Origin of the sequence: Streptococcus suis (genome assembly GCF_046032115.1) — a bacterium.
GTDB lineage: Bacteria > Bacillota > Bacilli > Lactobacillales > Streptococcaceae > Streptococcus > Streptococcus suis_AJ.
The window spans coordinates 17,673-40,095 of the sequence record NZ_JARQOZ010000016.1; the positions used below are offsets into that span (position 1 = coordinate 17,673).

The window sequence follows — 22,423 nt, forward strand, 5'->3', positions numbered from 1 at the left end:
CATTAGCTCCATCTTCTTCATTACTTTAACTATGATAAACCATTGTTTGAGCTAGGCTTTCCCCATCTCCACCAAATAAATCAACCAATTTATAGGCGAAATCCAAACTTGTTCCAGCGCCTCGGCTAGTGATAATTGGACCATCAACGACCACATCCTCTTCCAGATGGATACCTGACGGAATGTCTTTTTCTTTCCCTGGGAAACATGTATAGTGACGACTATCTAACAAACCAGCCTTATCCAGAACAATTGGTGCCGCACAAATTGCTGCTACTGATTTTCCTGATGCAACCGCTCTTTGCAATTCCGTAATCAGTGACTCTGAATCTCTAAGGTGGACAGAACCTGGCATTCCTCCTGGTAACACAATCAGATCAAAGTAAGACAGGTCTCCATCAAAGACTTGGTCAGTTTGAACACGAATACCGTGCGATCCCTCCACTTCATGACTATCTAAACCAACAATCTGACAGTCAAAACGAGCTCGACGAAATACATCTACAGGGGCCAATGCTTCGATTTCTTCAAAACCATCGGCTAAAACAACCGCAACTCTTGTCATATAAACCAACTTTCTAACGTTTTATCGTAATTTTTCTATAGCGACGTGATCGATTTGTTTCCTTCTCATCAGCTAGTCGTGACTGATACCCCATTGACAGCACTAGACCAACACCAATCAGATTTGAAACCATGGACGAACCACCTTGGGAGATAAACGGCAAAGGAATACCTGTTAGAGGTAACAAACCAGTTGCAGCACCAATATTTTCAAACACATGGAACAAGAGCATCATGATATAGCCAGTTGATATATAGGTGTAGTATCGATTGTTTGACTTCAACGTTACCCGCAGCATTCGATAAATGAGCAACAAGTATAGTCCAATCAATACCGTCCCTCCAATAAAACCAAAATCCTCTCCAATCACCGTAAAAATCATATCACTTTCTCGAACAGGTATAAGAAGATTTGTTTTATTGAAACCTAGTCCTTTTAAGCCACCACTTCCGATAGCTATCAAACTTTGAGCTTGCTGGTAGGTCGTTGATTGGGCATTTTTAAAAGGATCAAGCCAGGCTGCAATACGATTGATTTTATAAGTATCCATCCCCAAATTGTGGAGGAATGTTGTTCCACCAGGAGAAATAAAAATCAGCATAAATCCACCAACCAAAACAATCCCCGTTAAGGCAGTCGGTAATAGAATTTTCCAAGAAACTCCTGATAATAGAAGCATTCCGCTAAAGATTGCTACAAATACTAAGGAAGTTCCTAAATCTTTCTGTAAGGTCAACAAAATCAGGACTGGGATAGTAAACAGTGTCATATAACCAATCAACATAAAATCCTCACGAATTTTTCGATTTGGATAATACTTATGAAAGGTGACAATCACCCTTGACAACATAATGATGTAGGCTATTTTCATAAATTCGGATGGTTGGAAAAGAGTCATTCCACCAATCGTTACCCAGTTCTTTGCTCCCGTTGACGCTACTAAGTCTGGACTGTAGAAAAACAAAGGCAATACCATAAGTCCTAGCCCAAGTACGTACAAGTAAGGTGTGATTTGCCACAGAAACTTAGTGGAAAAGAACATGACCAAAAAAGCTGCCACTGTTCCAATTCCTATCCAAGCAATTTGTTGACCAACCATCTGTACAACATTATCCGGATAATCTTGACTAACCGCAATGTAGAGAGAAATAATCCCCACAACTAATAAAAAAAAGACCGGTAAAATAAGTGAGTAGTCTACTCGACTATCGATTGTTCCCCTATTTTTCATCAATTTCCTCATACTTTCACTTCAAATTCTTACTCGTTCCATTATAGCAAAAATCATCTCTCATTGAAACTAAAAATCTAGTTACATCTGAGGGGATACGATTTATACTCAACGAAAATCAAAAGTAGCCTAGGAAACGAAGTCGAAGATAGAACTGGAGTTCATCAAGGCTCTTGACAACGGATAATTTTGATTTTCGAAGAGTATCACTAGTGCACAAATCATAAAATACGTATACTTTCATACCTTCGAACAGGCTGAAATATAATGCTTTACCTTCACACACCCCTTAAGTTTGCTCAATTCATGAGTATGTAAACCAATGGCAATCATTTTGGCAATCACACACCCAAAAAGCCCTCTCCAATTTCTAGAGGCAAAGAAAAAACGGCTGAAAAGTTCGCCCAATTTTTGGGAATGTAGCGCCAGCCGTTACTTTTTCAAAAAGAAAACCACTCCCAAGGCTCGGGAATGGCTTAAAATCAACGTTTCTAACAGTTTTATAACGCTGATTATTTGAGACCGTATTTTATACCCTTTTATTTATTATCATTTTTCATTAAATAATAAGATAACTATATAAATAGAAGAAAGTTTTTATTAAATTCTTATATATTCTTATCAATTATCATCAGTCGGAACTTTTTCCGTTACCAAAATAAAGAGTTTCCCCACCTATTCCAAGGAATAAAGTACAAGTTATTTTATACATTTTTATGAAATAATATACAAAAAGTTGGTTTTGCCAGCTTTTTTAATGTCTATTTCAAATTTTACACTATTGGTATTTTTATTATTTTTTATGTATCAATTTTTGTCAATTTTTGGGGAGAGATACACAAGAGGATTGACACCGTTATTTTCTGCATGTGCTAACATTCTAAATCAGGGGGGATATAGAAAAAATCTCTTGTCATAAATTCTACAAAATTTTTACCCCCTTTTTGTCTAACGGTTCCCGACTTGGAAGAAGTTCCCTTACTCGGTTCCCAATCATTTGAACATATTTCAACAGGGTAGGGGGGGTAAAATATAAAATCAACAATCTATTATAATCTAATTCGTTTTTGACTTACGATAAATGTATGCTAGATATATTTTCCGATGTCCCTTTCCCGTTGCACGTTTCCCCAACAGAAAAGCGGTTTGTTTAGGCATGGGGGCTTATTTATACTAGACTACTATCATCAGTGTAATAGTTGTTTATAATATTTTTCATGCGAGAAAAAATGTACAATGACGGCGTGAAGTCCAAAGGCGATAGGGTGGTAGGGTACACCCCCCCTATCTTCCAAATGCACTACAGACAATATATAAGCCCTTAATACTAACATGTAAAGGGCTTAATGGTTTTATATTCTTTTTTGTATTTTTTGAGTGGTTTTCGTGTTCGTTCAATTAGTCATATCTTATATTCTGTCTAATTATGTTTCACTCTCTAAACTCAATACTATCAAGGCTTTCAGCTATTCCTTTAATTATTACTAGCATTTTCTTCGTTATGTCTAATTAATACTTGATATTTGTCTTTAAATGTCAAAGTTAGCCATCTTAGTATCTAGGTCATCTTGTCTAACTCCTATGTATATTAGCGTGATTGCTGGGCTTGAATGATTAAAGATAGTCATTAAATCAGCTACATTCTTATACTTTTTATAATAATGATAGCCAAATGTTTTCCGCATGGTATGAGTGCCTATATTCTCTATCCCTAAATCATTTCCAGCGGTCTTTAATATCCAGTAAACTGTACGGCGGTCTAGTGGTTTGTTTACACCGTTACGGCTTTGAAATAGATAATGATGAAGCGGTTTGCCTTCTACATACTTCCTTAACTCGTTCTTTAGGGTTCGGGTCATTTTGATAGTTTTCTGTTTCCCAGTTTTTTGTTCCCTAACTCGAATGTGCCAGCCTTGGACGTCCTTAACTCTTAATTTTAAAATATCGCCAATTCTAAAACCTGTGTTTATTCCCACAAGAAATAGAATATAGTTCCTTTCATTCCATGACCTTAGATAGTCCTTCATGGCTTGAATGTCGTCTTTGTCGCGTATTGGCTCAACTGCATTCATTAGCTTCTTTCCCTTCTTCCTCACGCGCATTCAGATTGTCATATTCACTAGCGGACTTATTCGGGAAATAGTGACGCTCTAAGTTTTCTAACCATTGGGCGTGCCCTTCCATCATTCCCTTATACTTTCCATCGGTTCGCGTTCTGAAGTTCTCTACATTCGTTTGCTTCAATAATTCCACCTTCTTTCTGTATTAAAATTACAACACCTTACAACGCTTAACAACACTTAGAATTATAAAGTGTTGTAGCGAAACCCCTTGGGGCGCAAGGGGTTTGGAGATATTACTACACTTACTACACTTTTTTTGAATACGTTGAATTTTTTATAATATATATACATACACAAGAAAGTATATTTCTTTTTTATTACTTTATATATAATAAGTGTAGTAAGTGTAGTAATATTATGTAAAGCGTTGGGGCTGTTGGGGTTTCGTCACTACACTTTTTCTAAAAAGTGTTGTACCAAGTGTTGTAAGTGTTGTAACTTATTTTTTCTTATAGCCCCTCTGAGCCTTCCCTTTGATTGGCACATATAGGGGTAAATAGTGGGGCTGGTCTTCCTTGGGGTAGAAACCTTTGGGAAGGTCTGCCCCTCTTGGTAGACTGATAGGATAAGCCATTTTTTCCCAGTCATCGGGTAAATATTGCGGAAAGTGAGTATGAAAACCTTGACTACTGAAATTATGTTGAAAATTGTGATAATCTGCAAAGCCTGTAAAGTACCACCATACCCAATCATTAGGAATAAACGTAGAATGTAAATTAGTAAATAGATTTTGTGAAAATGCTAAAACAGGGTCTATTGCTTCCTGGTATTCATCTAGTAAATCTATAGACTTGCTCGGCTCTATAAAGTCCTTAAAATCTAGGTCGATAACTGTTTTTAACACGTATTCTAGGACACTAGGGCGCGTGATATAATCGTTTTTGATTGCTCGGTTAGGTTTCCCCTTAAAGTGCTTATTAAAGGGCAAAATAACCATTCTACGCCGTATAGCGTGATAGTCTCCCTGTATCTTTGGTAGGGTGTTTGTTGATTGAATGACAACAGTTTTTATAAAGGTACTATAAGCATCTTTCCCTTTTTTCTCTACCGTTACGGTATCCCCACCAACTAGGCTGAATAGTTTGGAAGTATCACGAATAGCCGCCCCAGCTTGCACATCATCGCCTATTATGGCTTGTTTTCCGATTGCTTGGGCTAGGGTAAAGCGATTATTAACATCTAAGTCCGTTATCTTTATACTTGCTATATTCTGCCGTCCTATTAGGTTGATAAATAACTCTTGTAGTGTTCCTTTTCCTGTTCCACCTTCTCCTACAAACCAAAACATTTTAGCGTAACTTTCTCCACGTACAACGGCGTTGAGTAGTTGAAGTGATAACTGATAAAGTTCTTTATCTCCGTTAAACAAATCTAATAGCCAGTCCTTAAACTCCCAACCCTTTATAGTCGGGCTTTGGGCGTGTGGATTGTAGTTGGTTTGTATCTTATGAGTGAATACCTTTGTTTCTGTAAATGGTTCTAGTGTCCGTGTCTTTCGGTTGTAGATACCATTGCCAACTATTATCAAATGTGGGGCGTTTTCCGCCTGTCTATGTGGTGCTTTTCGGGTTAAGTGGTAAATACAATCGCTAGCCCTTTTTTCGTTGTGCCGTGGCTCTATAATGCTTATAAAGTCTTTTAAAAATTCCCTATCATTTATATAAATTCCCTCATCGGGGTTATAAAAATAAACAGGTTTTGTTCCCTCATCGCTTTCAATTCTGCAAACTGTCAGCAATTCCGCCATGTATTCGGCAACTACCAAAGGTGGAATAGGCTTTTTAATTTCTGCTTGTGCTTGCTTATCGTCTAAACCGTCTTCTAATAGCTTTCTATGACGTTCTTCCTGCTTGTGTTGGACAAATTGCAGCACTTTCCCTTGCCAACCTTTAAACGTTCTAAGCCGTATATCACGCGCATTATATTGCGTTTCTCCTGTTATTTGTCTTCCATACTGTGTAATACTACCCACCTTCTTTCTATGGTCTAGCTTATGATTTTTGTATCTTGTTTTTGCTGATTGATAATGTATGCTATTGTATTTCCTGTAGCTTCAGCAAAATAAAACCGTTTCATCATGTCTAAGAAATAACTTGCTAGGCTTGACCGTTTCACAATAGCAGAAAATAAGCCTACTACTTGTTCAAAATCATAACCATGTAAATACATTTGTCTAATAAAAATAGCCGTTTCTTCCTTGGTGTAAATTCCATTTGTGATGGTATCAAACACCCAGCCATCTAAATATAACCCGCTTGCCTGTCTTTGCTGGTCTAACATATATTTTTCTATGTCTTCTAGCTTTGCTAATAGACTTGTTTTCATGATACTTATTGGATAATCTCTAATAAGTTCCCAATCTTTCGGGGCTGGTATTTCTTCAACTACTTTTAACGTAATGTTGTTTAGGCTGAAAGGTGTGATATAACCACCAAATGGCAAGTAGTAGAAAAAGCGGAAAAAATTATCTTGCATTACTGCGCGTGTCGGATTGTCTTTTAGTAAATCTAGTAGTATTTGTTCCCCACGTTTTATAGTCACTTCTACAATGCTATACATCTTTTTCCCTTTCTATGTTCTTTCGTTTCTCTATTTGCTGTTTAACCCATTCAGCCCTATCTTTCTCATCTGATAAAGATAAAAAATAATCTACTTCCTCTTTTGGTATTTTTCCAGTTATATAAGCGAAAATCACATCAAATAGCTCCGGTTTTTCTCTTACAATATTTTTTAGTTGTTCTTCGATATGCATTTTTGAAACTCCTAGTTATATCTCTTGCCAGCAAGCCAAATATAAGCCCCGTAGTTATCGTTTATAGATTGTCTGGGGTGTTTACTCTCGGAAACATTTTGGGGCTTGCTAGGAGCTTGAAAACTGCCCAAACCAACCCTAAACCATAGAAAGAGGTTTAGCGGTGTAAAGATTGCTATGAGTGTTAACGCTTGTTCTATTGTCATTTCTTGCATGTTGTTTTACTCCCTTAACTTCTATACCTCGGCTTCTAGCAATACTTCAAGCCGTTTCTTTTCTTCCTCGATTTGTTTTTCAAGCGCTCCAATACCTGCCATAAGTTCACTATGATTGGCTGGTATAAAATAGCCCTTATGATTGCCTTTGCGGTTGCCAATAATTGGTATTTTATGCTTGATTATCAGCCGTCTAACACATTCCCTAACCGTTCTTTTATCTAGGTTGGTTTGTTGTGCTATGTGGCGCGCCGTGATGGCTTTTTCAATCCCTATACCGATTAGGCTATATATACGCTTGTCGTTTCCTTTTAAGTCCATTTTGACCCCCTTCCGTATTTTATTCTTGTATTTCTGGTATTGGCTCGCGTGGTGGCGCGTGCTTTTTCGTGTGTTGACCTGTCTACAATTTTTCTTTTACTATACATGTTTTGGAACTAGCCTAGACTATCCCCAGCGGTTGCCCGCTCCAAACTTACTTAGTAAACCTGTGCCAAAATAATAGCCTAGCTAGTGTGTTCTGGATCTGATTTTTAAAATTTTGAAATAAATAATATTAACTTGCCTTCTTATTGTGCATATGGTATGATTAAGGCAATAACAAAGGCTTACAAGGGGTTGCCCTTCCTTAGTTATTGTTTAATCATTTGAAGGCTTGTCAGTTTGGTCGCTGGTGTAAGCCTTTTTTGTTGTCATTCTTTCAACTTTTCTAAAATTTCGTCCACATCTCGCACATCATAGTAGATAGACTTCCCTTGACGGCGTGACCTTAGTCCGCATGACTTCAAATACTTCATGTATTTATGGTCAAAGCCGTACAACTCCATTACTTCCCCTTGTCTTAGGGGTTTTTTGTTTAGCCGTTCTATTTCGTCCTTTGCCATTTCACGCGCCAAAGCTAAGGCACCGCGGACAAGTTCAAGGCTTGCATTTTCGCTTAATAATGCTTCAGTCATTCGTTTTTTCCTTTCTGTTCAATATACCGCCTAAAATCGTCTATACGGCGTTTTTTCTTTGTCTAGTATCTTTATACTACCCATTCCAAAAAATCGCTAGAATGTACCTTTTTTGAGAATTTAACACCCTCTAGGCGTAAACCTCAGAAAATTCTTTGAAAATATCGTCGGGTATTTCCGTTAGGGCTTGTTGCTGGAGCTGGATAGCTTTTAGGCGGTTTGTGTCGCTTGCGGTTGGCTTATTGATAATGTCAGCCGTTGCCAAAACTTGCTTGAAATACTCGTCTAGCTTTAACTTCCGCCCTTCAGTAATTTCTTGTTTTTCTTCTCGTTTGGTTTTTAAGAATTGAAATTCGTCAATTTCATCATTCAGCAAGCTATAGGAGATAATGCCACGGTGTCGCCATTGGTTAAAACGTGCCTTAATTCCCTCAATCGTCCAACCTTTCAGCCGTTCTAGGAGTAAATCAAAGCTAACTAGCCCATTATCTTCATAAACTTGTTGTAGTAGTTCCTGTGTAAATGGTGTTTTAGTCATCTTCCGTATCTCCCTCGATATATTCCAGCTCCTTTTCTGTCAAAGTGCCATTGTATTCAGAAAGTAAGTAGCCTAGCCCTTCTTGTAAGCCTACCCATAGTTCACAAAATTCTTTTTTGTCCGCTTCTTTCGGTATAAGGGGCTGAAAGTCCTCTACTTTTTCGGCTAGGTCATACAGTTCATATAGTTGTTTTAGTAAATCTAGGTACTTTTTACGGCTAATAGTGTAGTTTTTACGGGCTTTTTTCCGTTTCTTGCCCTTTGCTCGATAATGTAAGGTGTGTTCTTCTAGCATTTCTTGAATTTGTACCCATGCTTGCGCGTTTTGTTCCACCATATCGGGTAAGACTGCGCTATTTTCATCTAGCCCCATAGCTTCCGCCATGTTTACATGGTCGTCTACCCATTTTTTAAACTCCTTATAGGTCTGTTTTTTGCTCATTTTGTATTTTCTCCTTTAGTTTTTCTTGTAAATAGCCTTGTATCTCCCATATGAAACGGCTAACGGCTTCAAATTTGCCCGCTAGGGTCGTTTCTATGGATTCATTATTCAAACTAGCTAGATAATCGGTAATATAGTCTAGTTCTTCATCTGACTTGTTAGCACGTTCTAGGAGTGCTTCAAGTTGTTTACTTGCCATTGTCTGCCCCTGTGTCTTTTGTATGCTCCCAAAGGGCTTTATAATCGCCGTCATGGTCTAGGCTCTCTAGTAAGTAAAGGGCTTCATCTCCAAAATTTGCGATATGGTCTAGTGTTGTATTGACTGCCATTTCTGGGAAGTCTGTATCTAGTGTACTGTCCGCCATATCCATTACCATTAGTTCAAGGTAAATAACCCTTTCTAGTAATTCTTGGCGTGTTGCTCGTTGTCCTAAGAAGGCTTTACGCTCCATACAGTAGCATTCTTCAAGTGTGGTCATATTGTAGTTCCTTTCTAGCACGCGCCTGCGTGTTTATTCTTTGGATTAGGTGGGGAAACCCGTATTATTGTTTAATCATTTGTTTTTGTCGTTGGTCGAAGTTTTAAGGGTTACGCTCTTAAAATGGTGTTTAGTTCTTTTTCTGCGCGTGATTGCCCTTGGTCGATGGTCAATCATGAGTAAATAGCCATTGTAAGATAGCTATAATGTGCCTAGCTGTCTTTTTTAGGGTTAGATAAAGTAGTCCGCCTATGGTTGTCTCCTTTCTTTGTCTGTGTCGTTTTCCTGTAGTGTGTGTGAAAGGTAGTTAGGAAAACTTACACATCTTCTAATAGCCAATTTATGACACTTTCATAGATACGGCGCGGAGCGTCATAGTTACCCTGCTCTACTTTGGTCAAGGTTTGGGGCTTAATACCTAACTTTTCAGCCGTTGCCTTTTTGGTTAGCATTAAGTCCGCACGCTTGCGCCGTACTTTTCTAGCATGGTCTTCTGTTAGTAGCATTTATACACCTCCTTTTACGGTCTTAAAAGCCGTTTTTTGTTACACTTGAGATTTTAACGCATTTAAAAGGCGTTGTCAAGAAAAATACGGCTTTATAATTCATATTTTTAATTTTTATGTTATAATGTGCCATGAAAGGTAGTTGAAATATATGAATAAGCTAAAAACTTTGAGAAAAGAAAATAATTTAACACAAGAAGAGTTAGCCAAAAAAATTGGGGTTAACTTACGAACTCTTCAAAAATGGGAAAATGGAGAAAGCTCTATCAGAACAAAGAATGCTAAAAAACTCGCTGACCATTTCGGCGTAAGTGTGGGGTATTTGTTGGGGTATAGTGATTATTGGGACTACATTGACCAAGAAATAACTGATTTCATTGTTAAGGAAACACTTATAAAGTTCTTAGATTTTCTAACCCTTACCGATTTAATGTTAAATGATGAACAAATTGCAAATATTTTAGAATTGCTCAAATCAATGGACAAAGCTAATCGGTCTGCCACTTCATATGAAACGCAAGTATATGGAAGTGAGAAAGCACTTGCTAATTTTCTTTTGCGATATAATTACAAACCTGATAACCTTCTCATTCAGCATATAGACTCTATTTATTCCCAAGAAAAGATAGAAAATCAGTTCAGTTTAATAGAAAAACTGAGTAGCAAAGACAACTAAAAAACGCTAACCCCAGCAGGTCGGCGCGTGGAATAAATCAAAGAGAAAGGAAACCATGCAACATTACAGTTTAGACGAATCAGGAAGCATTACTACTAGCAATGCCCCTAATAACCGTTTTTTTATCATTGCTGGAGTGACTGCCACAAACAAAGAAAAAGTAAAACGGGTATTCAGAAAAGCCAAAGTAAATTACCTAAAACACAATCCCGATGTACTACTAGACATCAAATCAGAAATAAAAGGCTCTCAAATGTCAATAGAGTTTAAAGACTACGTTTTTAGTCAACTTATTTCAAAAACAGATATACAATTCAATTACCTGGTATTTGACAATTACAATGCATTACAACGGCTAAGAGAAAAACCAAACATTACTTTTAATTATCTGATGTTTTTAAAGGCTGATAGGCTCATAAATAACCAAACACTACTAAAACTAGACTTAGACGATAGAAACAAGAGTGTTGAAAGTTTAAAAGCCCTTGAAGAGTATTTACAGACAAAACTATGTGTAGAAAGTGATAGGGTTTCAGATGTGAAAGTTGATTTCTTTGACTCTGCTAATCATACTATGATACAAATAGCGGATATTTTCGCAAATCATCTGTATAGAATGTTTAAGCAAGTAGCAAAAAATCAAGACTATACCGAAAACCTGGAACTACTTACTAAACTAAAACAAACTAACATACAACATTGCCAATACTTCCCAGCTGGAAAGTGTGAGTGTATAGACCTTTTTTAGTGATAAAAATAAAAAAAGCACGAAAAAACGCCAAAAAAGACACAAATAGTTGAATTATTTAACAAAAAGAGTTATATTAAGTATAGAAAAAGCTACTTGTAATTCTGTTTGTGTCTGCGTATTGTCGTAAGCTGCCTGTGTGGTATGCCAGCCAACAGTTAAGGGCTTTTTTAGTTTTATCATAACAAAAAAAGGTGGGATATAAGTTTATTCTGCCTTTTATTGTTATTCTGCCCTATTACGAAAAACGCCAACCCCAGCAGGTCGGCGCGTGGAAATATTTCTAGTAAAGCATAACAAAAAGCAAGCCTATCAGCTCACTTGTATATGTCTTTTCTATGTCCTATCTTGACAACTTCAATAGTGATAGTATTGTCATGAATTTCTGCCAATATTCGATAATTACCTACCCTGTACCGCCAAAGATGAGATAATTGCCCCGTTAGGGCTTTACCGTGCGCCCGTGGGGTTGTGGTGTCCTGTAAATTTTGCTGAAGCCACTTCACTATTAGGGCTTGTGTCGGTTTATCTAACTTAGCAAGGTCTTTCATAGCCCTTTTAGTTAACTCAAGCCGATATTTCTGCATTCTCTAAATCCTCTTGAGTTAGTCCAAGTTCAGCCATCACTTCCACAAGTGAAAAGCGCGTGCCATCGTCATCTATTTGGGCTTGTTCTAACTCCTTAAGGTCTTCCAAGTCTTCCATGTAATCTAAAATCGCTTTAGCCGTAAAATCTTCTAAATTCAAGCCGTTATCTGCCATTAAGTGGTTAAGATGTGCCACTTGCTCAGTAGTCATATTAGTAGCTATTAAAGTCATCTGATACACTCCTTAACTTCTTATTTACTTGTAGTATAACCCAAAAAGCCCAAAAAGACAACTGACGGCATTATATGAAACGTGATGAAATACACGCGCATACTATTTTATTCTTTCGATTAGGTGGGGAAACCAATAGGAGGAATAAACAAATGATTAAACAATACCAATTAAAAGACGGCTCTGTTAGATACTCTTATATCGCCTATGTAGGTATAGACCCACTTACAGGCAAAGAAAAGCGCGTAAGGAAAAGAGGTTTTAAAACTAAGAAAGAAGCCAAAATAGCTGAAAGCCAATTTCTTCTAAAAGTGGAGCAAGACGGATTTTTTGACAAGCCAGATAGAATAACCTTCAGTGAAGTGTATAAGATATGGCTGGAACACTATAAAAACACCGTAAAGGCTAGTACATACGCCAGGCAAAAGGCACAAGCAGACCTACATATCATTCCAGCATTTGGCGCGTGTTACGTGAATAAAATAAGCCTCCCAATGTGCCAAAAACAGGCGCAAGAATGGTTTAAGGGCTACAAGAAATACGCTAACTTTATCGGGATGACTAAAATGGTTTTAGATTTTGCGGTAAATTTGGGCTACATTCATGACAATCCCATGAAGAAGATAATAAAGCCCCGTAAATCCTCTGAAGTCGATGAAGAAGAAAAGAAAAAAGAGAACTTCTACAGCCGTGAAGACTTGCAAAAGTTCCTAGACTGCGTAGCAAAGGAAGACAAGGAAGAAATAGCTTGTATTTTCCGCTTACTCGCCTTTACAGGTATGAGAAAAAGCGAAGTTCTTGCCCTACGGTGGAAAGACTTAGACTTCTTTACCTCACGTCTATCAGTTAGCCAAATAGTAGCATACGGAGAAAATAACACTATTGTCTATCAGACACCAAAAACAAAAAAGAGTAAGCGCACTATCACGCTTGACCCTATTACCGTGTCTATTCTGAAAAAGTGGGAAAAGACTAGACAATTTTTAAACTTCCCCCAGCGCGTGAAACCAACTGACCTAGTTTTTCCAGCAGAAACAGGCAACGCCCATAGTTTTGATTATATAAACTATAATCTACGTTGTATCTTAAAAAAATATGACTTGCCTTATATAACGCCCCACGGTTTCCGCCATACTCATTGTAGCTTATTATTTGAAGCAGGGGCAACGATTAAAGAAGTCCAGGAACGACTAGGGCACGAAGATATAAAAACGACTATGAATATTTACGCGCATGTTACGGAAAATACAAAAGAAAAAACGGCTGAAAAGTTTGCTCAATTTTTGGGAATGTAACGCCCAGCCGTTACCATTTCCGTTACCATTTCAAAAAGAAAACCATTCCCACGGCTCGGGAATGGCTTAAAATCAACGTTTTCAACGATTTTATAACGCTGATTATTTGAGACCGTATTTTTTGTTGAACTTGTCCACACGTCCATCTGCTTGAGTGAACTTTTGACGTCCAGTATAGAATGGGTGTGAGTCTGATGAAATTTCCACACGGATCAATGGGTAAGTTTCACCTTCGAATTCAACTGTTTCGTTAGATTTCTTAGTTGAACCGCTAAGGAACTTGTAGCCAGTAGTTGTGTCCATGAAGACAACAGTGCGATATTCTGGATGGATATCTTTTTTCATTATAAAAATTCCTTTCTGCCATGGTCTCTTTCCGAGCCATAGATTATAACCATTTAATTTTACCAAAACTTTGTTCTTATGGCAAGTCTTTTTACCTATTTTTTTAATATTTTTTCAAGTTTTTCAAGTTATCCAAAATTTCAAGTTGAAGTTAGCCACCCAAAAGAAATTCACTCGGCGACTTGTAGCCCAAGCATTTTTTAGGATAGTTGTTAATCCAATTTTCTATAAAAGCGACTTCTTTCGGAGTCGTTTTCTTGGTTCCTTTAGGTAACCATCTCCGAATTAATCGATTATGGTTTTCATTTGAACCTCTTTCCCATGAAGAGTAGGGATGTGCATAGTAGATATGTTCCTCAGGAAACACTTCAGCCAATCAACAAAATTCCGAACCATTATCTGCAGTTATTGATAGAATATGATACTCAGCTAGTAGTAACCTAAGGGCCTGATTGACAGATTCAGCAGTTTTATTTGGAATTAACCTTATAATTTGGTGTCTGCTCCGCCGGTCGGTTAAGACTAACATGCAATAATTTTTCACCTTAGTCAGTAGGACGGTATCAATTTCATAATGACCGTTTTCCAATCGAAGATTGATGACCTCCGGTCGCTCTTCAATTGATTTACCAGCCGGCTTAAAGTTCGGACTGGCTTGCTTCTTGACACCTTTCCATTTTCTAGGATAAAGCATATCCGCTTTTGTCAAACCTAAATGACCATTATGAAACCAGTAGTAAATGGTTGAAATCCCTACTTTCACTTGCTTCTTCTTAACCATCATTTCAGGAGAAAACTTTTGCTTATGATAGTGTAAGATCTTCTCTCTGATTTCCTTTGTTAGAATTAACTTTTTAACCGACCGTTTTCGATTGGATTGGTAAACAGTTTGTGCATAATCAGCAGAATAGACCTTTTTGTATAGCCCTTTTCTCACTTGTTGTAAGGTTGTCCCACGCTTAATTTCATTATGAATTGTTTGAGGAGCTTTTCCAAGCAAGCGTGCAATTTCACGATTTGACTTATTTTCAAGTTTCCACCGCTCAATCAAGCGACGGTTATCTATTGTCAAATGTTTCCCTTTTAGTGTATAATACTTTTGCATCTCTGTGCCTTTCCTTGTGTTTGTGGTGAACAACAAGTATAGCACAGAGGTGTTTTCTTATACCTTAAATCACATTTCATTTGACAACAGGAACCCTTGAACCTGTTTTTTCAGCTAAACCAAGGCTATGATTAGCCTTGGCCACCTAGCCTAACAGCTTCAAACCTGTTATCAAATGAAATCATCAACTTACTCAAACATCTAATTCTTGACTAAGGTAAGGTGGCTAACTTCATTATAGAACTTTCAGTTTTTCAAGTTATAGTACGGAAGCACCTGATGCCAGGTCAGAAGTCACTCTGGCGCCAAATCCCCCTCTTGAAGGACTGCCCAAACTGTCTGAAATCCGCTCCTTACCTGCCAGTATTTTTTCAGAAAGTCCTGAGGTCACTAGAATCCTGCCATCCAGCCCAATCAGAACCGCCTCGATACCATCAGTTTCTTCTGCCATCTTATAAATCCGAGTTATTTCTTGACCAAACAGTCGAGTCGTCCAAATCTCACCGTCAACAGATTGTTTGGACACAATGGTCAAACTAGCCAGCTGCGACTCGATTGGATAGCCGGTCTCGGGACTCAAAATATGATGATAGGTCATTCCATTCACGGTAAGGGTTCTTTCGTAAATGCCAGAGGTGACAACCGATTCTTCTCCTATGTTGAGGACGAGGGCGTTTTCACCACGTGGTTTCTGAGGATCCTGAATCCCAATTCGCCAGAAACCATCTTGATTGTGGGGAGCTTGACCAAAGGTCAGAACATTGCCACCCAGGTTAATCAGTCCAGCCTCCACACCTATTCTTTTCAAGAAGTCGACAATCTTATCTGCTACATATCCTTTAGCAAGAGCACCCAGATCAATCGCCATGCCTTCTTTTCTCAAATAGACTATCCGCTCCTCATCATCTAATTCAATGTCCCTTGGATTGATGAGTTGGAGTTTTTCACTGATCATTTCTTGAGTTGGAAGTTTGGCATCGCTAAACCCAATCCGCCAGCTTTGTACAAGAGGGCCAATGGTAATATTCAAAAAAGATCCCTGAGCAAGACTGTATTCCTTGCCCAATTTAATCAATTCATACAGGTCATCGGCAACTGGAACTGCTTGAACACCTGCGTTTAGATTGACCTCCATCAATTCAGACGTCAAATCATTGGCAGAAAACCGGTCTTTATAAAGATAAAGCAGCTCTTCAACCTGATCCAAAATCGGTTCTGCATCTGGGTGCCAAATTTTAGTTTCTATGATAGTCCCCATTAGACGAAGGGAGCGACTACTTGCTTGCATTCCTCACGACCTCTTGAATTTCTTGATAGATTTGCTCATTTTCGGAAAGGGAATAAGAGTTAGCACCGCTGGCTAGTGGGTGGCCACCGCCATCATGGCGTTTGGCAATCTCGTTTATCGGAATGTACTTGCTGCGTAAACGGACCCTGTAATTTCCGTCAGTTTGTTCCACAAAAATCCCCCAAGATTGTACAGTGCCAATCCGTCCTGGAGCCCCAACGATAAATGATGTATCCGCATCGGTCACCCCGTATTTTTCGAGAATATCCTGCGTCAAAATAACACGTGCCGCACCATGTTCATCCACTTCCAAGTTGTCGTAAACGTAACCTGTCAACTTGGCAATCTTGAAATCAATGGTGTCCATCTGGCGAGACATCCTTGCAAAGTCAAAATCTTCCTGACGAAGTCGGGCAACAATTTCAAAAGTGCGTGAACTAGTCGCCGGATAAAGAAAACGTCCCGTATCGCCAACAATACCAGCATATAGCAGACGAGCAGTTTCCCCGTCCAATTCCAACTGACTTTGAAGGGCCAATTCTGCAATCATTTCACTACAAGAACTAGCTTCCGTATTGACCCAGAGCAGGTCACCATAAGGCTCTTCATTGGGGTGATGATCGATTTTAATCAAAAAATCCCCTTGAGTGTAGCGGTCATCATCCACACGTGCCGTATTGGCAGTATCTGTCACGATAACCAAGGCTCCTTGATAATCTTGGTCTGCAACTACGTCCATTCCTGCCATCCAAGCAAGGTTCGGCTCCTCAAAACCGGTTACCTTGATGGTTTTTTCAGGAAAATTCTTCTGCAAGAGCTTCTGCAAACCCACCTGACTGCCAATGGCATCTGGATCTGGTCGTTGGTGGCGATGAATGATAATGGTGTCGTATTCACGAATTTTTTCGATAATAGTATGATAAATAGTCATAGCAACTCCTTTTCATCATTTTAGCACAAACTTCCCCTTTTGAAAATGATGGGAGTGTGGTATAATAAGATTACTATGTAATTTGGAGGAAATTATGGCACTAGCAAAAATTGTTTACGCTAGTATGACTGGTAACACAGAAGAAATTGCTGACATTGTCGCCAGTAAGCTAGAAGAGTTAGGTTTGGAAGTACAGGTTCACGAATGTACGACCATTGAAACAGAAGAAATCTTGGATGCGGACTTGATTGTCGTTGCCAGCTACACTTATTCTTACGGTGGAGACGGTGAGCTTCCAGATGAAATTGTGGATTTCTATGCTGACCTAGCTGACTTAGATTTGACTGGTAAGGTCTACGGTGTTTGCGGTTCTGGTGATACCTTCTATGATGACTTCTGTAGTGCAGTAGATGACTTTGATGTCATGTTGGGTTCACGTGGAGCAACAAAAGGTGCTGAAAATGTCAAGGTAGACCTGGCTGCTGAAGACGAGGATATTGTTAACCTTGAGCAATTCGCAACTGACCTTGCTGCAAAAGTAAATGAATAAGCATCTTAACCAGTAACAGCCGTTACTGGTTTTCTTAAAAGGAGAAGACAATGAATTTAGAACATATTCGCGAACAAATAAATACGATTGATAGCCAACTGGTTGACTTGCTGGAACAACGTATGGAGCTTGTAGACCAAGTCACAGCCTATAAACGAGCAACAGGTAAGCCTGTCTTGGATACCAGCCGAGAAAATGCGGTTCTTGAACGAGTTGGAAACCTCGTCCAAAAGGATGATTACCGCTCTGCCATTCAAGCGACCTTTAGTGATATGATGGCCCAATCAAGAGCCTATCAAGCTGCAAAATTAGCTCAAGATGACCAGTAAAGTCAAACAAGCTAGCCAATTCCTAGTCTTTTCTATCCTAATCGGACTGATAGCCGGGTTGGTCACCACATTTTTTGGAAAGAGTTTGTTAACCTTTGGGAATATACGGTCCACCTATTTCAATTATCTCATTCCCTTTCTTGCACTAGCAGGGCTGCTAATTGTATTTGTCTATCAAAAATGGGGCAGAGAAGTCCAAGCAGGTATGGGCTTAGTCTTCAAAGCTGGACAAGGTGAAAATGTGCACATTTCTCCAGTTCTCATTCCGCTCATCATTTTTACAACTTGGCTCAGTCATCTTTTTGGTGCTTCCGTTGGCCGCGAGGGGGTAGCTGTCCAACTTGGAGCCAGTCTCTCGCATTGGTTACAAAAACAAGGTTTCACACACTTGCCTAAAGACATGATCACGAAGATTGGTATGGCTGCAGGTTTTGCGGGACTCTTTCAAACACCACTGGCTGCTAGTTTCTTTGCCATCGAGGTCTTGATTGTTGGTCAATATGCTTGGACTAGTCTCCCCTATTGTCTAGTTGCCGCTTTCACAGCTTCTACTACTTCTCATTTATTGGGATTAGAAAAATTTTCGCACGTCATCGCGACTACCTCATTCCAGTTTACAGATAGTTTCAAATGGATCTTGATTGCCCTTTGTTTCGGTTTCATCGGTAATCTATTTGCCTGGTTTTTGGCACAAGCAAAAAATATCTCAACTCGATGGCTTCCAAATCCTTATATGAAAATAGCTATCACGGGAGTTGGACTAAGCATTCTACTTTTCTTCTTCTATCAAGGTCGTTATGCTGGTTTGGGAACCAATTTGATTGATGCCAGTTTAGCTGGAGAACAGGTGTTTGCTTACGATTGGCTAATAAAACTCCTACTCACCTGTTTATGTTTGGCTGCAGGTTTTCAAGGGGGCGAAGTTACTCCCCTCTTTGCGATTGGAGCAAGTGCTGGGGCTGTTTTAGCTGGATTACTTGGTCTACCAACTGAACTTGTTGTAGCCCTTGGGTATTGTGCCGTATTTGGAACAGCCACCAATACCTTATTGGCTCCGATAATTATTGGGTATGAGGTATTTGGAGCCAATATCCTGCCCTATGCCATTCCTGTCCTTGCCATAGCTTATCTAATAAACAGAAAACAGACTATTTATGGGATGCAGGTGAGGGGACACGCTCCCATCTCACTGATAGAAACATGGTCTAATATAAATTGGCGTTAGTCGAAAATCCTCTTTGCTATCCATGCAGATGCAGGAGGTGATAACGATGAATAGTTTGCCTCTTTTTTGCCCCTCGGTCACTTTTTATACAAACCAAAACCCTTGTGTATCAAGGGTTTTTGTTGTGTTTTTATCTCCCCTGCAGGAATCGAACCTGCAACTAATTCTTAGGAGGAATTTGTTATATCCATTTAACTAAGGGAAGTCTGCCTCTCTATTGTAACCCAGAAGAGAGCAGATTGCAAGAGCAAGGTTATATAAGTTTTTTTCAAATTTTTACAAAAAGCAGAACCTACTCTAAGATGAAAGACAATTGTTTTTATGTATTCCTCTCATGATAGTCTCTAAAAGAAGCGCTCCTAGAACATACTTCGAAAGTTTGTCGTTTTTATGCTTGATTCCTATTCCCCTTCCTTACGTCTCATTGAGACAGCCATTCCGAGTGAAACTAAGCCACCCAAGCTAATAAGAAGTGAGCCTAGGGCTTCTTGACCGGTATTTGGAAGTGTTTGATTCCCTGATGCTTTTTCAGTTTTCTTATTTGAAACAGGAGCCACACTTCCAGATGATGCCGGTTGCTCGTTTGCTTTCTGATTTGCTACACTACCGCCACCGTCGTTTGCTTTTTCAGGTGTTTTCGTATCGGTAGTTGTCCCAGCAGTATCTCCTTTTTCTTCTGCTTTTGGTTCTTCTACGTACTCCTCTACAAATGCTTTTCTACCTGTAATAGTTGCACTAATCGTTTGACCTGCTTTTTCTAAATCAGTCAAATACTCAACAAATACTTCTGTATCTGGATTGATAGCGCCAATCAGTTTAGCTTCTTTGAAAATCGAGAAACCATCCCCACCACCAAATAGGAAGTCATTGATGACAAGTGTATAGGTTTCTGTCGGAACAATCTCCGTTCCATCTTCTTTGAAGGCTTTAACAACCTTGTAAGGATTTTCTTCCGTTGGATTATCTGCTTTCGTGTAGATATATTTAACTCCAGACATTTGAAGGAAATATTTTTCGCCTTCATCGTATTGTTGATTTAAGGCTGTATAAATCTGTTCACCTGTCATTTGAACGACTTGTAGGATATTCCCAAATGGTTGAACAGCTTGTGCTGCTCCCCAAGTAACTGTTCCATCCTCTTGGACCTTCAAATCTGCCCGAATCCCGCCATTGTTCGTCATTGCAAAGTCAACATCATAACCTGATTTCTTAGCAATAGCTAATTGAGCCGATGTTACTAAATTGCCCACAGCACTTTCTTTAAATTCATTTACCTCGCGAGAAATATCTGTCGCTTGACTAGCCGTACCAATTTTTTGCTCTGTTACTTTTTTAACGATGGTATTTGCTTCGTCTACAATCGCCTGAATTTCTGGACTTGGTGTTTTCTGCCCTGGTGCCACTGCAATAATTTTCGCAGTCGGAACATCTTTAAAGTCGGCAATATCTGTATCATAAACAGCTCTAACATCTGCATAAGCCTTACCTTGTGAGGTAGCTTGTACAATCAAGGTTTTGCCTGTTGTACCGTTTGTATAGACATGGTTGTGACCGGCAAACACAAGGTCAACTGAGTGTTCAGGATAGATTTCATTTAGCTTAGCAATCATATCTGCAGCTTCACCAGCAGCCACACCATCCTTACTTGTAGCTGGGACGTGAGCCAGTACAACTATCGCATTTACACCTTTTTCAGCTAACTCACGCGCATATTTAGCAATCGTCTCTGCCTCATTCAAAAAAGTGTACTGCTCATAGTTTTTCTTCAAAACAAGATTAGGAATCTCTGTCGTAACTACACCAATAAAGCCAATATTTGCTTCTTTATCATTCACGGGAATAGTCTTAATAGCGTAGGGCTTCCAACCATACGGAATTTCACCCGTCTCTTTGTCAATAACGTTAGCGATAACAATCTCCTGTTTGGCTGCTTCATGAGTATAATTATCTACAATCTCATTAAACTGACCTTCTTTTGGAGCTTCACCAGTCATGATACGGTTATACTCATCAAGTCCCTCATCAAATTCATGGTTCCCCAAAGTACCGTATTCAACATCCATTTTGTTAAAGACTTTTACAGTTGGTTCATCTTGTAAAAGTCCAGAATTCGATGGACTTGCACCAACCATATCTCCGGCTTGAACACGGATAGACTCTGCAGGTGTTTCTGTTTCTGCTGCTGTTTCTTCAAATTCTGCTTGCGAATCATCCATGTAAGCATCAAGCAAGGCTGCAGTTCCTGCATTCCGAACTGTTTCCCCTTCCAATCGCGCTGTCCCTGTCGTATCAAGCGCACCATGGAAATCATTAACTCCCATAATTTGGACAGCTAATTCATCTGCTAAAACAGCCTGTGTTGTAATGACACTAAAACCAGCTACAAGAGCTAGTACACTGCTTTTCAACCGAATATTCTTTTTCATAAGCAAAACAATGCTCCTTCTATTTTTTTCATATTGACATATCCATAATAATCCTTTTTTTACAGCTTTTCAATATTAATTCAGTCATTTATAACAAAAAATTATAAAAATATTCGTTTATTCTTACTTTTGCATCATTTTTCTGAAAATATCTTGTTGTTTTTATCCATAATACGAAAAATCAGCCCTCTTTCCTTACACAATTCTCTCCAAAGTACTCTTCGCAACTAAAAAATCTCTTCCAAACGGAAGAGAACTGTTCTTATTTAGCTGCCTTATAAAGTTCGTCAACTTTGTTCCAGTTGATGATTTCAAAGAAGGCTTTGATGTAGTTTGGACGGACGTTACGGTAGTTGAGGTAATAAGCATGCTCCCAAACATCAAGTGCCAAGATTGGTTTCAAACCTTGCATGATTGGTGTGTCTTGGTTAGCAGTTGAGATAACTTCCAACTTGCCTTCTTTATTGACAACCAAGAAAGCCCAACCTGAACCGAAACGAGTTGTTGCAGCAGTTGTGAAGGCTTCTTTGAAGGCATCAAATGAACCAAAAGTTGCATTGATATCTGCTGCCAACTCTGCTGAAATTTCTGTTTTTTCTGGTGAAAGCAATTCCCAGAAAAGTGTGTGGTTGAGGTGGCCGCCGCCGTTGTTGATAAGGGCTTGACGGATGTCTGCAGGAATTTGCTCCACATCTGACAAAAGAGCTACCAAGTCTTCACCAATTTCTGGGTGTTTTTCAAGGGCAGCATTTGCATTTGCAACATAAGTCGCATGGTGCTTGTCATGGTGCAAGGTCATTGTTTCTGCATCAATATGTGGTTCCAAAGCGTCGTACGCATATGGTAGATCTGGTAAAATAATTGCCATTTCTTTGTTCT

The 22,423-nt window shown here is 39.0% G+C and carries 27 protein-coding genes, 1 tRNA gene and 1 pseudogene; 6 read left to right on the forward strand and 23 right to left on the reverse strand.

Annotation, left to right across the window (positions count from 1 at the left end; genetic code table 11):
* Positions 1 to 25: 25 nt before the first annotated feature.
* From P7J36_RS06315 to P7J36_RS06380, 14 genes are all read right to left on the reverse strand, one after another.
* The gene (locus P7J36_RS06315; protein ID WP_105116412.1) at positions 26 to 565 is read right to left on the reverse strand and encodes a DJ-1 family glyoxalase III; all 540 of its coding nucleotides are present in this window, start codon (positions 563 to 565) and stop codon (positions 26 to 28) included.
* Positions 566 to 578: 13 nt separating this feature from the next.
* Positions 579 to 1,808 carry an FtsW/RodA/SpoVE family cell cycle protein gene (locus P7J36_RS06320; protein WP_408551544.1) on the reverse strand — a complete coding sequence of 410 codons (1,230 nt, stop codon included), beginning with the start codon at positions 1,806 to 1,808 and terminating at the stop codon, positions 579 to 581.
* 1,517 nt (positions 1,809 to 3,325) lie between these two features.
* Positions 3,326 to 3,868 (reverse strand): site-specific integrase, encoded by a 543-nt coding sequence (locus tag P7J36_RS06325; RefSeq protein ID WP_024385450.1) that lies wholly within the window; start codon positions 3,866 to 3,868, stop codon positions 3,326 to 3,328.
* Entirely contained in the window at positions 3,855 to 4,049 is a 195-nt protein-coding gene (locus P7J36_RS06330; protein WP_408551543.1) for a hypothetical protein, read from the reverse strand. Before P7J36_RS06330 ends, P7J36_RS06325 begins: the two co-directional genes overlap by 14 nt.
* Before the next feature lie 309 nt (positions 4,050 to 4,358).
* The gene (locus P7J36_RS06335; protein ID WP_408551542.1) at positions 4,359 to 5,891 is read right to left on the reverse strand and encodes a DNA primase family protein; all 1,533 of its coding nucleotides are present in this window, start codon (positions 5,889 to 5,891) and stop codon (positions 4,359 to 4,361) included.
* 14 nt (positions 5,892 to 5,905) lie between these two features.
* Positions 5,906 to 6,478, reverse strand: coding sequence for a hypothetical protein (locus tag P7J36_RS06340; protein WP_253213148.1), 573 nt, complete (start codon positions 6,476 to 6,478; stop codon positions 5,906 to 5,908).
* Entirely contained in the window at positions 6,471 to 6,671 is a 201-nt protein-coding gene (locus P7J36_RS06345; RefSeq protein WP_408551541.1) for a hypothetical protein, read from the reverse strand. Before P7J36_RS06345 ends, P7J36_RS06340 begins: the two co-directional genes overlap by 8 nt.
* Positions 6,672 to 6,907: 236 nt before the next feature.
* Complete coding sequence (locus P7J36_RS06350; protein WP_044763007.1) at positions 6,908 to 7,207, reverse strand: hypothetical protein; 300 nt, start codon at positions 7,205 to 7,207, stop codon at positions 6,908 to 6,910.
* Between the two features lie 371 nt (positions 7,208 to 7,578).
* On the reverse strand, positions 7,579 to 7,842 hold the full coding sequence (locus P7J36_RS06355) for a hypothetical protein (RefSeq protein WP_024385458.1): 264 nt from the start codon (positions 7,840 to 7,842) through the stop codon (positions 7,579 to 7,581).
* 130 nt (positions 7,843 to 7,972) lie between these two features.
* Positions 7,973 to 8,380 carry a hypothetical protein gene (locus P7J36_RS06360; RefSeq protein ID WP_029996574.1) on the reverse strand — a complete coding sequence of 136 codons (408 nt, stop codon included), beginning with the start codon at positions 8,378 to 8,380 and terminating at the stop codon, positions 7,973 to 7,975.
* The gene (locus P7J36_RS06365; RefSeq protein WP_408551540.1) at positions 8,373 to 8,822 is read right to left on the reverse strand and encodes a hypothetical protein; all 450 of its coding nucleotides are present in this window, start codon (positions 8,820 to 8,822) and stop codon (positions 8,373 to 8,375) included. Before P7J36_RS06365 ends, P7J36_RS06360 begins: the two co-directional genes overlap by 8 nt.
* Positions 8,800 to 9,021: a hypothetical protein gene (locus P7J36_RS06370; RefSeq protein ID WP_408551539.1), complete on the reverse strand. Its 222-nt coding sequence runs from the start codon at positions 9,019 to 9,021 to the stop codon at positions 8,800 to 8,802. Before P7J36_RS06370 ends, P7J36_RS06365 begins: the two co-directional genes overlap by 23 nt.
* The gene (locus P7J36_RS06375; RefSeq protein WP_408551538.1) at positions 9,011 to 9,301 is read right to left on the reverse strand and encodes a hypothetical protein; all 291 of its coding nucleotides are present in this window, start codon (positions 9,299 to 9,301) and stop codon (positions 9,011 to 9,013) included. Before P7J36_RS06375 ends, P7J36_RS06370 begins: the two co-directional genes overlap by 11 nt.
* A gap of 317 nt (positions 9,302 to 9,618) precedes the next feature.
* Positions 9,619 to 9,807: a helix-turn-helix domain-containing protein gene (locus tag P7J36_RS06380; protein WP_012027461.1), complete on the reverse strand. Its 189-nt coding sequence runs from the start codon at positions 9,805 to 9,807 to the stop codon at positions 9,619 to 9,621.
* Positions 9,808 to 9,958: 151 nt separating this feature from the next.
* Between P7J36_RS06380 and P7J36_RS06385 the strand changes: the two genes are divergently transcribed.
* Together P7J36_RS06385 and P7J36_RS06390 are read left to right on the forward strand one after the other, a co-directional pair.
* On the forward strand, positions 9,959 to 10,483 hold the full coding sequence (locus P7J36_RS06385; RefSeq protein ID WP_408551537.1) for a helix-turn-helix domain-containing protein: 525 nt from the start codon (positions 9,959 to 9,961) through the stop codon (positions 10,481 to 10,483).
* A 55-nt stretch (positions 10,484 to 10,538) separates the two neighbouring features.
* On the forward strand, positions 10,539 to 11,231 hold the full coding sequence (locus P7J36_RS06390) for a DUF3800 domain-containing protein (RefSeq protein WP_408551536.1): 693 nt from the start codon (positions 10,539 to 10,541) through the stop codon (positions 11,229 to 11,231).
* A 317-nt stretch (positions 11,232 to 11,548) separates the two neighbouring features.
* Here P7J36_RS06390 and P7J36_RS06395 read toward each other — a convergent pair whose 3' ends face one another.
* Both P7J36_RS06395 and P7J36_RS06400 read right to left on the reverse strand, forming a co-directional pair.
* The gene (locus tag P7J36_RS06395; RefSeq protein WP_408551535.1) at positions 11,549 to 11,818 is read right to left on the reverse strand and encodes a type II toxin-antitoxin system RelE family toxin; all 270 of its coding nucleotides are present in this window, start codon (positions 11,816 to 11,818) and stop codon (positions 11,549 to 11,551) included.
* Positions 11,799 to 12,029 carry a hypothetical protein gene (locus P7J36_RS06400; protein ID WP_408551534.1) on the reverse strand — a complete coding sequence of 77 codons (231 nt, stop codon included), beginning with the start codon at positions 12,027 to 12,029 and terminating at the stop codon, positions 11,799 to 11,801. The genes P7J36_RS06395 and P7J36_RS06400 overlap by 20 nt, the downstream gene beginning before the upstream one ends.
* 173 nt (positions 12,030 to 12,202) lie before the next feature.
* On the opposite strand from P7J36_RS06400, the gene P7J36_RS06405 reads away from it, so the two are divergent.
* Positions 12,203 to 13,345, forward strand: coding sequence for a tyrosine-type recombinase/integrase (locus tag P7J36_RS06405; protein WP_475631995.1), 1,143 nt, complete (start codon positions 12,203 to 12,205; stop codon positions 13,343 to 13,345).
* Between the two features lie 102 nt (positions 13,346 to 13,447).
* On the opposite strand, the gene P7J36_RS06410 is transcribed toward P7J36_RS06405, so the two are convergent.
* The 4 genes and pseudogenes from P7J36_RS06410 to P7J36_RS06425 all read right to left on the reverse strand — a co-directional run bounded on the left by P7J36_RS06410 (position 13,448) and on the right by P7J36_RS06425 (position 17,014).
* Entirely contained in the window at positions 13,448 to 13,690 is a 243-nt protein-coding gene (locus P7J36_RS06410; protein WP_024379743.1) for a type B 50S ribosomal protein L31, read from the reverse strand.
* A gap of 151 nt (positions 13,691 to 13,841) precedes the next feature.
* Positions 13,842 to 14,795 (reverse strand): annotated as a pseudogene (locus P7J36_RS06415) (IS30 family transposase).
* Between the two features lie 259 nt (positions 14,796 to 15,054).
* The gene (locus tag P7J36_RS06420; protein WP_408551532.1) at positions 15,055 to 16,083 is read right to left on the reverse strand and encodes an FAD:protein FMN transferase; all 1,029 of its coding nucleotides are present in this window, start codon (positions 16,081 to 16,083) and stop codon (positions 15,055 to 15,057) included.
* Positions 16,070 to 17,014: a DHH family phosphoesterase gene (locus tag P7J36_RS06425; protein ID WP_024377089.1), complete on the reverse strand. Its 945-nt coding sequence runs from the start codon at positions 17,012 to 17,014 to the stop codon at positions 16,070 to 16,072. Before P7J36_RS06425 ends, P7J36_RS06420 begins: the two co-directional genes overlap by 14 nt.
* Positions 17,015 to 17,108: 94 nt before the next feature.
* On the opposite strand from P7J36_RS06425, the gene P7J36_RS06430 reads away from it, so the two are divergent.
* The 3 genes from P7J36_RS06430 to P7J36_RS06440 are packed head-to-tail and all read left to right on the forward strand — an operon-like array spanning position 17,109 to position 19,118.
* Complete coding sequence (locus P7J36_RS06430; RefSeq protein ID WP_408551531.1) at positions 17,109 to 17,564, forward strand: flavodoxin; 456 nt, start codon at positions 17,109 to 17,111, stop codon at positions 17,562 to 17,564.
* Between the two features lie 50 nt (positions 17,565 to 17,614).
* Complete coding sequence (locus P7J36_RS06435; protein WP_408551530.1) at positions 17,615 to 17,893, forward strand: chorismate mutase; 279 nt, start codon at positions 17,615 to 17,617, stop codon at positions 17,891 to 17,893.
* Positions 17,883 to 19,118 carry a chloride channel protein gene (locus tag P7J36_RS06440; RefSeq protein WP_408551529.1) on the forward strand — a complete coding sequence of 412 codons (1,236 nt, stop codon included), beginning with the start codon at positions 17,883 to 17,885 and terminating at the stop codon, positions 19,116 to 19,118. Before P7J36_RS06435 ends, P7J36_RS06440 begins: the two co-directional genes overlap by 11 nt.
* Positions 19,119 to 19,251: 133 nt before the next feature.
* Here P7J36_RS06440 and P7J36_RS06445 read toward each other — a convergent pair.
* From P7J36_RS06445 to sodA, 3 genes are all read right to left on the reverse strand, one after another.
* Positions 19,252 to 19,323, reverse strand: a tRNA-Arg gene (locus P7J36_RS06445).
* A 196-nt stretch (positions 19,324 to 19,519) separates the two neighbouring features.
* On the reverse strand, positions 19,520 to 21,544 hold the full coding sequence (locus P7J36_RS06450; RefSeq protein WP_408551528.1) for a surface-anchored 5'-nucleotidase: 2,025 nt from the start codon (positions 21,542 to 21,544) through the stop codon (positions 19,520 to 19,522).
* 262 nt (positions 21,545 to 21,806) lie between these two features.
* The gene (sodA, locus tag P7J36_RS06455) at positions 21,807 to 22,412 is read right to left on the reverse strand and encodes a superoxide dismutase SodA (protein ID WP_408551527.1); all 606 of its coding nucleotides are present in this window, start codon (positions 22,410 to 22,412) and stop codon (positions 21,807 to 21,809) included.
* Positions 22,413 to 22,423: the final 11 nt, after the last annotated feature.